Raw genomic sequence first — 12,039 nt, 5'->3', positions numbered from 1 at the left:
TAAACGATATTTAATCAATAAAATAGATGAAACCAACGAATTACCATTTATTTGATTTCCTTGATTTCGATACCGAGTTATCAAGGAATGAGTCGCTTTGGAAAGCATACAAGCCAACGGCTGTTTATGAAAAGGAAGGAGATATTTACGTAACAGTTCCCTTTCAGAAGCAAAAGCTGGCTAACGATATGATGGCGGATACCGATGTTCCCCAGGAGGAATACACGTTAATCATCCGTCAGTATAACATCGGCATCACCCGTCTGTTTCTTGGCTTCGGTGATTATGTACTGACAGATGAGTCGGAAATGCTACAATTCAGTGACCGGATTCAGAAAGTGCCCCTGTTTATAAAAGAACAAAAAGGAAAATGGATTCTTTCGACGGAGGACGGAACGAAGCGTGCCGTTATCAATGTGGAAGAGCCTCTATTAGACCGATGGAGCGAATTGCTTCCCGACCCTCAAGAAACGCTTGACATCACTTTATACCCTGACGGAAAGCGTGAAATCCGCTTGTCAGCCTATGACCATTTTTCGCCTCCCCGCTACGATGCGCTACCTGTTGCCTTTTGCAAACGCGACGGTCGGAAAGAACGTGCAACGCTTTCTTTTGAATGTAAGCCCGATGAATGTTTTGCCGGAACCGGAGAACGTTTCTTTAAAATGGACTTGAGTGGACAGACTTTCTTCCTGAAAAACCAGGACGGGCAAGGAGTCAATAACCGGCGTACTTATAAGAATATCCCTTTCTATCTATCCAGCCGCATGTATGGAACATTCTACCATACATGTGCTCATAGCAAGCTCTCGCTGGCCGGACATTCCACCCGTTCCGTACAGTTTCTAAGCGACCAGGCATTGCTTGATGTATTCGTAATAGGCGGTGATACGATGGAAGATATTCTTCGCGGTTATCGTGACCTGACCGGCTATCCGTCTATGCCTCCTCTTTGGAGTTTTGGCGTTTGGATGAGCCGTATGACTTATTTCAGTGCCGATGAAGTAGACGAAATATGCGACCGCATGCGTGCCGAACACTATCCCTGTGATGTAATTCATCTGGATACGGGCTGGTTCCGTACCGATTGGCTCTGCGAATGGAAATTCAATGAAGAACGGTTCCCCGATCCGAAAGGATTCATCGGACGGTTGAAAAAGAATGGCTATCGTGTCTCTTTATGGCAACTTCCATACGTTGCGGAAAATGCAGAGCAGATTGATGAAGCCAGAGCCAATGATTATATAGCCCCATTGACCAAACAACAAGCGACCGATGGTTCCAACTTCTCCGCCCTGGATTATGCCGGAACAATCGACTTTACTTATCCGAAAGCAACCGAATGGTACAAAGGACTATTGAAACAACTCCTGAATATGGGAGTAACCTGTATCAAAACCGATTTCGGTGAAAACATTCACATGGACGCCCTCTATAAAGGTATGAAGCCGGAATTGTTGAACAACCTGTATGCCCTGCTTTATCAAAAGGCTGCTTACGAAATTACGAAAGAAGTGACAGGTGACGGCATTGTCTGGGCACGTTCCGCATGGGCGGGATGCCAGCGTTATCCTTTGCATTGGGGAGGCGATTCCTGTAGTTCTTGGGATGGAATGGCAGGTTCTCTGAAAGGTGGTCTGCATTTCGGTCTGTCGGGATTTGCTTTTTGGAGCCATGATGTTCCCGGCTTCCATACATTGCCCAATTTTATGAACTCGGTAGTAGCAGATGATGTGTACATGCGTTGGACTCAATTCGGCGTATTCACATCGCATATCCGTTATCACGGAACCAATAAGCGTGAACCCTGGCACTATCCGGCCATAGCTCCGTTGGTGAAAAAGTGGTGGAAATTGCGTTATTCGCTCATTCCATACATCGTAGAACAAAGTAAACTAGCCATAGAAAGCGGCTATCCGCTCTTGCAGGCACTCATTCTGCATCATCCGGAAGATAAACTTTGTTGGCATATAGATGATGAATACTATTTCGGCAATGATTTCCTGGTAGCTCCGGTGATGAACAGCGAGAACCGTCGGGATATCTATCTTCCCGAAGGAAAATGGGTGAACTTCTTTACGGGAGAACGTCTGGAAGGAGCATGCTGGCTGAAAGACGTATACGTTCCATTGGAAGAAATGCCCGTATATGTGCGTGCAAATGCCGTGATCCCCATCTATCCGGAAGACGTGGACTGTACGGATGAAATGGATTTAAGCAAGAGCATGGCTTTACGCATAGATAATGATTATAAAGGATTTTGGAATAGATAAATAGAAATAACTCAAGTTTTGTAAGTAGCCTGAAAGGCTTACATAATATTGCGTAGAGTGATACCTTACGCTATATAGCAAGAGGCTTTCAACCTAATAAATTACTTCCGAAACTTGAGTAGAATAAATAAAAAATGGCAGAGTATGAAAACATGGAAGAGTAATTTAGAAGAAACAAAACAACGTTATATAAATTGGTGGAACCATAAAGGAATCATTCTCAATATGTGGGAACACTTCCAGGAAGGAGTGCAACCACATGCAGAGATAATGCCTCCCGCGCCGGCAAAAGATTTGTCGCAAAAATGGTTCGACCCTCAATGGAGGGCTGAATATCTGGACTGGTACGTAGCGCACAGCAGTCTGAAAGCGGATATTCTTCCGGTTGCGAATACCCAACTGGGTCCCGGTTCTCTAGCCGCCATTTTAGGCGGAGTGTTTGAAGGCGGGGAAGACACCATTTGGATTCATCCCAACCCGGATTTCACCGATGAAATAGTCTTTAACCTTGAACACCCGAACTGGATTCTTCATAAAGAACTCCTGAAAGCCTGCAAAGCGAAAGCCAACGGACACTACTTTGTCGGTATGCCCGACCTGATGGAAGGATTGGATGTTCTGGCCGCACTGAAAGGAACGGATAGGGTATTACTGGACACAGTGATGCAGCCCGAAATCTTGGAACAACAGATGCAGCAAATCAACGACATCTACTTCAAAGTATTTGATGAACTATACGACATCATCCGTGAAGGCGACGAGATGGCTTTCTGTTATTTCTCGTCCTGGGCTCCCGGAAAGATGAGTAAACTGCAAAGTGATATTTCAACCATGATTAGTCAGGATGATTATCGCCGGTTTGTGCAACCTTTTATTCGTGAACAATGTCAGAAGATTGATTATACCCTTTATCATCTGGATGGAGTGGGAGCCATGCATCACCTGCCTGCCTTGCTTGAAATTGAAGAATTGAATGCGATTCAATGGACCCCCGGAGTGGGCGAACCACAAGGAGGATCTCCCAAATGGTACGATCTGTATAAGAAGATTCTGGCAGGAGGAAAGAGCGTGATGGCTTGCTGGGTGACATTAGACGAACTAAAACCTCTATTGGATCATATCGGCGCGGACGGTGTACATTTGGAAATGGATTTCCATAACGAAAAGGAAGTGGAACAGGCCATGCGGATTGTCGAAGAATATACCGGTTCTTCTACCGCTGTAAATACCAATAAGCATCAACAGGATGCCGACTTGGCAGCTACCGGACAGGAACGTATTTGTATACGGGAAGAACAACATCGGGAAGAGGATAAACTGAAACCTCTGTATGAAGCCATTGTTGCCGGGAAACTGGAACCTGCGGTTGAAATCACCCGGCAAGCCATTGCGGAAGGAGTAGCTCCTCAAATGATTATCAATAATTATATGATTAAAGCAATGGGCGAAGTGGGACAACGTTTCCAGGATGGAAAAGCTTTTGTTCCTCAACTGTTGATGGCAGGACGTGCCATGAAAGGGGCTTTGGAGCTACTGAAACCTTTATTGGCAGGAAGTGCTTCCACTACAATCGGTAAGATTGTCATCGGTACAGTGAAAGGAGATCTCCATGATATTGGTAAAAACCTGGTGGCTTCCATGCTGGAGGGTTGCGGCTTTGAAGTCATAAATATTGGTATTGATGTGACTTGTGACAAGTTTGTGGAAGCTGTGAAGGAAAACCATGCTGACATCTTGTGCATGAGCGCATTGCTGACTACTACCATGACGTATATGAAAGAGGTTATCCAGGCATTAGAAGAGGCCGGTATTCGTAATCAAGTGAAAGTGATGATTGGCGGAGCACCCGTCAGTCAGGGGTTTGCTGACGAAATCGGTGCGGACGGATATAGTGATAATGCGAATACAGCCGTAGCAGTTGCCAAAGAACTGATTGGAAATAAAAAATAGAATAAAAAGGCACGGATTACACGGATCAACACGGCTCTTAATTACATAGCCTATTAAAACCGTGAAATCCATGTAATCCTTGCCTGAAAGAAAATTAGATTTAAACTTACGTTACTTATTTAATACTTGAATTATGCATGTGAAATTCTTAGAGACATTAGATTGGAGTATTCTGATTGCCTACTTCCTTATTTTGATAGCTATTGGTATATGGGCAAGTTCTAAACGAAAAAAGGGGAGTAGTCTTTTCCTTGCGGAGAATTCGTTGAGATGGTATCATATCGGCTTCTCCATGTGGGGGACAAATGTCGGACCTTCTATGTTGATAGCTTCCGCAAGTGCCGGATTTACTACTGGTATTGTTTCGGGGAATTATGCCTGGTATGCATTTGTCTTTATATGTCTGCTTGCTTTTGTCTTTGCTCCCCGATATTTGGGTAGTCGCATCACGACATTGCCCGAATTTATGGGAAAACGTTTCGGACAATCTACCCGTAACATCCTTGCCTGGTATACCATTATTACCATTCTTATTTCATGGCTTGCATTGACTTTATTTGCCGGTGGAGTCCTGATCCGTCAAGTCTTCGATATTCCTATGTGGCAATCGGCATTGCTGTTACTTGTCATCTCCGCTTTCTTCACGATGCTCGGCGGACTGAAAGCTGTGGCCTACACGAATGTATATCAAATGATACTGTTGATTGTAGTATCAGCCACACTGGCTATCATGGGAATCTATAAAGTGGGCGGTGTAGGCGCACTGGTGGATGCCGTTCCGGCGGATTACTGGAATCTTTTCCATCCAAATGATGACCCGGCTTTTCCTTGGCTACCTATTATCCTGGGTTATCCTATTATGGGAGTTTGGTTTTGGTGTACGGATCAGTCGATGGTGCAACCGGTTCTTGCTGCCAGGAATCTCAAAGAAGGTCAGATGGGAACCAACTTTACCGGATGGTTGAAAATATTAGATGTACCTCTTTACATTCTTCCCGGCATTATCTGCCTCGCTTTATTCCCACAATTGGAGAATCCCGATGAGGCTTACATGACAATGGTGACTCATCTGTTCCCGACAGGAATGGTCGGCTTGGTATTGGCTGTATTGACAGCAGCATTGGTAAGTACTGTCGGCTCTGCATTGAATGCATTAAGTACGGTATTCACGATGGATATCTATGTGAAGAAAATCCGACCGCAGGCCAAACAGAGAGAGATTATCAGAGTGGGACAAGTGGTTACGGTAGTCGGTGCACTGATCTCTGTGATAATAACCATAGCGATCGACAGCATCAAGGGACTGAATCTGTTTAATGTTTTCCAGTCTGTACTGGGATTTATAGCTCCTCCGATGGCAGCTGTATTTCTCTTTGGCGTGTTCTGGAAACGCACCACTACTCTGGCAGCTAATATGGCTCTAACATTGGGAACAGTGTTCAGTATCGGAGTAGGAATCTTGTATTTATGGGTGTTTCCGGCAGAACAATATGATGCATGGCCTCATTTTATGCTGCTTTCCTTCTACTTATTCGTTATCATCGGAATAGGCATGATAGTAGTCAGCCTGTGGGATAAGTCTCCGCAATTGGGCATCTTGAATATGGAAAAGATAGAGGACAAACCTGCACGAATTGTTCTTATTCTATGGGGATTACTTATTGTGACCATGATCGGGCTTTACATCTTCTTCAATGGCCACTAGTTTTTATTCACCACAGAGGACACAGAGATTATTATCTAATAATAAAAGACTCTGTGTCCTCTGCGTTCTCTGTGGTGAAACTATTTTCTGCGAAAACAATTCTCATACGTACACAGCCCGCAAGTATATTCCAGCTTACGGACATGAGAACCCACTCCAATAATACCACTTACAGATTTGATGGGAATCATTAGGCTGGAATCTGTCAACTGAATACCACAGGGCGAAGCGACCGGAAATAAGGAGAATAGTTTTTGTTGTTCCGATACGTGCCATCCGCAATAACCGGGGCTGTATCTGTTAGTGTGCTTCCAACCTCTCTTTTCGATAAATGCAGCCAACTCCTCTTCCATGCAATCAGCAGCCTTTTCTGCAATGATGCTCCCCAATGAGTCTGCTATATATACTTTCACCATGTCGTCCTCTTGCTGAAGCAGATGTTGAAACTCCTCAAATTCAACTCCCGCAGTGGCGGTAAAAAAGGCAAAGGCTTCCGAACCCCGTAGTTGGCGGGCAATGGTTTTACCGGTTGAGAGAACCGTATCTTTTACAGTCAGTGTTGCTTTTTCAGTGTCAAGCAGTCCGTCAGTGAGGAAAAAGAAAAAACGGGGACGAAGAAGGGGAGTGATACGGTCAAGTAACGTATTTATTTCTTCTATGACCATTCCATCCGGCATAGAATCTTTATATCCCATCGCCTCGTATATATCGGACGATGGGATTTGCAGTTTCTGGTAAGTAAGTTCCTGTTCAACCATTATTGAACTCTTCCAATGCGGTATAAAATACGTCTATATTAACAGAAGGCGTATGTGGCGGAATATCACAACCACTTGACAATACGAAGTTCGGATATGCACAGGTAGCCTCCAATAGTTGCAAAGTCGCTTCTTTCATAGTCTCCGGACCTGCCATCTTGAAAAGGCTCACCGGGTCCAGATTTCCCATTGCCAGTGCATCGGCCGGAACCTCTTTCAACGCTTCCTCCATCTTAATTTTATTCCCGAAATGATAAGCGGCTGCACCGGTATAAACCATCGCTTGTGTGCAATTCCCTGTGTTTCCGCAATTATGAAGTACTACGGCAAAGTGATCATCCTGTACCTTCTCTATTATTTCCTTCACGAATAAAGAAGAATATTGCAGGCAATCTTCGTTGGATAACAGTCCTGCAGCAGGTTCAGCCATGACTACACCGTTCACACCGGTTGCTTTCAATGCCATGCAATAGCGGGTGATGAAGTCACTGCATTTTCTTAATAACGTATTGGCTGCATCGGGATTAATATAAATCAGCATCATGATTTCCGACATATCATACAAACGTCCAGCCAGCGAATAAGGACCGATGCAACCGGCAAAAACCGGACGGTCTGTTACATTTCTGGCTGTCAGCATATTCGCTTTAAGATATTCCGGGATTCTTCCTTTATTCAACGCCGGAACTTCCAGCTTTTCAATAGCAGCTTCATCGGCCAGTAAACGGCCGGACACACTGGGCACCTCATTTTCCGGAAAGATAATCTCTGCTCCGAAAGCTTCCGCTTCTACCGTCAGATCCATGATAACGGTTGCTGCCGCAGCCGGATACTTGTCACAAAGAGCTTTGATAGCCTCATAATGAACCTGTCCGTTTGTTACCGCATCATGCACCGTTTTCCCAATAAATTCGATACCTGGATGTGTCATGATCGGAATTGCAATCGTTTCCTTACGTTGGATCGTTTGGCTGATCCATTCTTTCATATTCAGTTTACCCATAATTTCAGTTTTTAATATCGTCTTGTAATAAAGACGAAGTTGCCCTTCTTTTGTAATCTCGTATATGATAAAATCTTATACCGGTATAAAAATAAAGCTGTCCTTCAAAAAGAAGAACAGCTTTACACCTATTTGATTTATCTTCGAGCTTTATTTTACCGGAATCTTATCAATACGGTTCTGATGGCGTCCGCCGTCAAATTTGGTAGAGAAGAACTCTGTCAAAATCATGTCCGCTTCTTCAGTGCTGATGAAGCGTCCTGGCATAACCAATACATTAGCGTCATTGTGCTGACGAGCCAGGTGTGCGATTTCTGCATTCCAGCAGAGAGCGGCACGAACCCCTTGGTGCTTGTTCAGCGTCATATTGATTCCGTTTCCACTGCCGCAGATAGCGATACCGGGATAACATTCTCCCGATTCCACTGCAAGAGCCAGCGGATGAGCATAATCCGGATAGTCTACGCTTGCGGTAGAGTTAGTTCCGAAATCCTTGTAAGCCCAGCCTTTTGCTTCCAGCCAGCCGCGAACATATTCTTTCAGTTCAAAACCGGCATGGTCGCATGCTAATCCGATTGTTTTCATTAGAGCATTGCTTTTACTTGATTATATACGTTCTCGGCAGTAAATCCAAGTTTCTCATCCAATACTTTATAAGGAGCAGAGAAACCGAAAGATTCCAATCCCCAAACTTTACCGTGGCAACCTACCAGACCTTGAAGAGTGACAGGCAGGCCGGCAGTCATACCGAAAATCTTCGCATCTGCCGGAAGGATAGCTTCCTGATATTCTTTCGGTTGGTTGCGGAACAGACCTTCAGACGGAGCAGATACAATGCGTACCTTCACGCCATCTTTGCGAAGCAACTCTGTGCCGGCTACTAATGTAGACACTTCAGAACCTGAAGCTACCAGGATAACATCCGGATTTTCGTCGGAACCTGCTACGATATAAGCACCCTTGGCTGCTTGTTCGTAATCTGTTCCTGCCGGTAAGTTGGCAATATTCTGGCGAGAGAAGATCAATCCTGTAGGAGTAGACATATTTTCCATAGCAAGTTTCCAAGCGATGGTTGTCTCTTCTGCATCAGCCGGACGAAGTACCAACATAGAGTTGTGTCCCTTATGATTTTTCAGTTTTTCCATCAGGCGGATTTGTGCTTCCTGTTCTACCGGTTCGTGAGTAGGACCGTCTTCACCTACGCGGAATGCGTCGTGTGTCCAGATGAATTTCACCGGTTGTTCCATCAAAGCAGCCATACGTACGGCAGGTTTCATGTAATCGGAGAATACGAAGAATGTACCGCAAGCAGCGATCACACCACCGTGGAGAGACATACCGATACAGATACAAGCCATTGACAATTCAGATACACCTGCTTGGAAGAATGCTCCGCTGAAATCACCTTTCTTGAAAGAATGAGTCTTTTTCAGGAAACCGTCAGTCTTGTCAGAGTTAGAAAGGTCGGCCGAAGCAACGATCATGTTTTCTACCTGTGTAGCAAGTGCGCCCAATACGGTTGCAGATGCAGCACGAGTAGCGCTACCTGCTTTCTGTTCGATAGCAGCCCAGTCCACTTTCGGAGCTTTGCCCGAGAAGAAGAGTTCCAGTTTTGCTGCCAGTTCCGGGTTTGCTTTCGCCCATGCAGCTTTCTTTGCATACTTTTCAGCAACGATCTTCTTCAGTTCTTCTGCACGTTTTGCATACAGTTCGGCTACTTCCGGGAATATAACAAACGGGTTAGTAGGATCACCACCCAGATTCTTGATTGTATTTACATAAGCGTCGCCACCGAGAGGAGCACCGTGTGTAGCGCAGTTAGCTTCATAGCTGCTGCCGTCCGCCTTGCGTGCACCTTTACCCATTACGGTTTTACCGATAATCAGTGTCGGACGTTCTTTTTCAGCTTGTGCTTCTTTGATTGCCGCACGGATTTCGTCAGGATCATTACCGTTGATATTAAGTACGTTCCATCCCCATGCTTCATATTTCATGGCAGTGTCTTCAACGGTTACGTCTTTCGTTTCTGTAGAAAGCTGAATATCGTTGGAGTCATAGAACATAATCAGGTTGTCCAATCCCAGTGCACCGGCAATACGTCCGGAACCTTGAGAGATTTCTTCCTGAATACCACCGTCAGAGATGTAAGCGTAAATGGTCTGATTCATCACCTCGTCGAAACGGGCTTTCAAGAATTTGGCAGCGATAGCAGCACCTACTGCAAAAGTGTGTCCCTGTCCCAGCGGACCGGAAGTGTTTTCGATGCCACGCATGATGTCCACTTCAGGGTGTCCCGGAGTAGGGCTTCCCCATTGACGGAATTCTTTCAGCTCGTCCAGCGTGAATTTTCCTGTCAATGCCAACGTAGAATAAAGCATCGGAGACATGTGGCCCGGGTCGAGGAAGAAGCGGTCACGTCCTTCCCAACGGGGATTTTCAGGATCGTATACTAGAAACTCAGAGAAGAGTACATTTACAAAATCAGCACCACCCATGGCGCCACCCGGGTGACCGGAATTGGCTTTCTCAACCATTGAAGCAGCAAGAATACGGATGTTATCCGCTGCACGATTCATAAGTTTGTTATCGTTCATATCATTAAAATTTAATTGATTTCTGTCAGATTGTTCGCAAAGATAACTCTTTATGTGGATTTAACAATCCAAAAGAGCTATCTTTTTTATCGACAATTTTACGGTCTTCTTGTTTGTGATACAATAAGTAATTACTCTAAAATTACTGTAATTCTAAAGTAACAATGGACTTAGCAGGAAGTTTTACCTTCATTGTACCTTTATTGATTTTTACCTCTTTGAAAGGTGCCGGTTTTACAATATTAGGTTTTTCAAAAGAATTGTAATCGGTCAGTTTAGAAGCGGTCAGAATCTCTCCAATAGCTTTCTTGGCTTTCGTATCACCCAGATTGATGGTGATTTCCTGCACTTCATCAGCATCTACATTGGAAAGAGAAATATGGATCACCCCATCTTTATTTTTGGAAGCTGTGGCGCTCACCATCGGTACAGTGCGATTATCACGTACACTTATCTTTTCGCAGGTCAGGTCGATAGGAAGATAAGTGGCATCCTGGTGTACTTTATACATCTTGAAGACATAATAAGTAGGCGTCAATACCATTTCTTTGTCTTTCGTCAGAATCATCGATTGAAGTACGTTGACAATTTGTGCGATATTTGCCATCTTCAGGCGGTCTGTATATTTATGGAATACATCAAGACTTAAAGAAGCCACGAAAGCATCACGAAGTGTGTTCTGCTGATACAGATGTCCTTTGATGGTTCCCGGTTCTTCATCCCACCAGGTTCCCCATTCGTCCAGTAAGAGGGCGATTTTCTTGTCCTTGTCATATTTGTCCATGATGGTACAATGTTTCTTGAGTACATCTTCCACTTCCAGACATTTGCCCATCGTCCAGTAATAATCATCCTTGTTGAATTGAGTGGCTGATCCTTTGCTGCCACTCCATCCGGTTACGGTATAATAGTGCAGAGAAAGACCGTCCATCCGGTGTCCTACGCGATTCATCAATACATCTGTCCATTTGTAATCATAGTCACTTGCGCCACTGGCAATCTTGAACAGACGGTTGCCGTCATAATTACGGCAATAAGTAGAATAACGACGATATAAGTCTGCGTAATATTCCGGACGCATGCTGCCACCGCACCCCCAGCTTTCATTTCCTACGCCGAGATATTTCAATTTCCATGCTTTGTCGCGACCATTCTTACGGCGAAGGTTGGCCATAGGCGAGTCTCCGTCAGAAGTCATATATTCCACCCATTTGGCAAGCTCTTCCACTGTGCCGCTACCTACATTTCCACTCACGTATGGTTCGCAACCCAGCATCTCGCAAAGATTCAAAAACTCGTGGGTTCCGAAACTGTTGTCTTCAATGGTTCCGCCCCAGTTGTTGTTCACCATCTTCGGACGGTTCTCTTTCGGACCAATGCCGTCCATCCAGTGGTATTCATCGGCAAAGCATCCGCCCGGCCAGCGAAGAACGGGAACGGACAAGTCTTTCAGTGCATTGAATACGTCTGTGCGATATCCCTTGATATTAGGAATATTCGAGTTTTCGCCTACCCAAAGACCGCCGTAGATACATGAACCCAGGTGTTCGGCAAACTGGCCGTAAATTTCCTTCGGTATGATTTCTTTGCCTTGGTCGGCATGTACGGTTATGGTAGCACTCTTTTGTGCAGAAAGAGATACAGATGCTGCCAGAAAAGCCGTGCTGACTAATAGTTTTGCTTTCATAAATGGTATTTGTTTAATGATTATTTTTTACCACAGATTACGCAGATTATCACAGATTGATTTTATTCT

Annotated in this window: 8 protein-coding genes; 3 read left to right on the top strand and 5 right to left on the bottom strand. The window is 44.8% G+C overall.

What is annotated here, in order from left to right; genetic code table 11:
• Positions 1–26: 26 nt before the first annotated feature.
• The 3 genes from BSAG_RS02380 to BSAG_RS02390 all read left to right on the top strand — a co-directional run bounded on the left by BSAG_RS02380 (position 27) and on the right by BSAG_RS02390 (position 5,928).
• The gene (locus BSAG_RS02380; RefSeq protein WP_008018084.1) at positions 27–2,273 is read left to right on the top strand and encodes an alpha-xylosidase; all 2,247 of its coding nucleotides are present in this window, start codon (positions 27–29) and stop codon (positions 2,271–2,273) included.
• 144 nt (positions 2,274–2,417) lie between these two features.
• Positions 2,418–4,223 carry a cobalamin-binding protein gene (locus BSAG_RS02385; protein ID WP_004316143.1) on the top strand — a complete coding sequence of 602 codons (1,806 nt, stop codon included), beginning with the start codon at positions 2,418–2,420 and terminating at the stop codon, positions 4,221–4,223.
• Between the two features lie 133 nt (positions 4,224–4,356).
• A complete protein-coding gene (locus BSAG_RS02390; RefSeq protein WP_004316144.1) occupies positions 4,357–5,928 on the top strand; it encodes a sodium:solute symporter in 1,572 nt (523 codons plus the stop codon).
• Between the two features lie 80 nt (positions 5,929–6,008).
• Here BSAG_RS02390 and BSAG_RS02395 read toward each other — a convergent pair whose 3' ends face one another.
• The 5 genes from BSAG_RS02395 to BSAG_RS02415 form a co-directional block, all read right to left on the bottom strand.
• A complete protein-coding gene (locus BSAG_RS02395; protein WP_004316145.1) occupies positions 6,009–6,686 on the bottom strand; it encodes a vitamin B12 dependent-methionine synthase activation domain-containing protein in 678 nt (225 codons plus the stop codon).
• Positions 6,679–7,689, bottom strand: coding sequence for a methylcobamide--CoM methyltransferase (locus BSAG_RS02400; RefSeq protein WP_004316146.1), 1,011 nt, complete (start codon positions 7,687–7,689; stop codon positions 6,679–6,681). The genes BSAG_RS02395 and BSAG_RS02400 overlap by 8 nt, the downstream gene beginning before the upstream one ends.
• A gap of 150 nt (positions 7,690–7,839) precedes the next feature.
• A complete protein-coding gene (rpiB, locus tag BSAG_RS02405) occupies positions 7,840–8,274 on the bottom strand; it encodes a ribose 5-phosphate isomerase B (protein WP_004297448.1) in 435 nt (144 codons plus the stop codon).
• Positions 8,274–10,283 (bottom strand): transketolase family protein, encoded by a 2,010-nt coding sequence (locus BSAG_RS02410; protein ID WP_004316147.1) that lies wholly within the window; start codon positions 10,281–10,283, stop codon positions 8,274–8,276. The genes rpiB and BSAG_RS02410 overlap by 1 nt, the downstream gene beginning before the upstream one ends.
• Positions 10,284–10,425: 142 nt before the next feature.
• Positions 10,426–11,970: an alpha-N-arabinofuranosidase gene (locus tag BSAG_RS02415; protein ID WP_008018106.1), complete on the bottom strand. Its 1,545-nt coding sequence runs from the start codon at positions 11,968–11,970 to the stop codon at positions 10,426–10,428.
• Between the last annotated feature and the right edge of the window lie 69 nt (positions 11,971–12,039).

Source organism: Bacteroides sp. D1 (assembly GCF_000157095.2).
GTDB classification, from domain to species: domain Bacteria; phylum Bacteroidota; class Bacteroidia; order Bacteroidales; family Bacteroidaceae; genus Bacteroides; species Bacteroides xylanisolvens.
The sequence above is the reverse complement of the archived record's forward strand: the minus strand, read 5'-3'. Positions and strand labels throughout refer to the sequence as shown.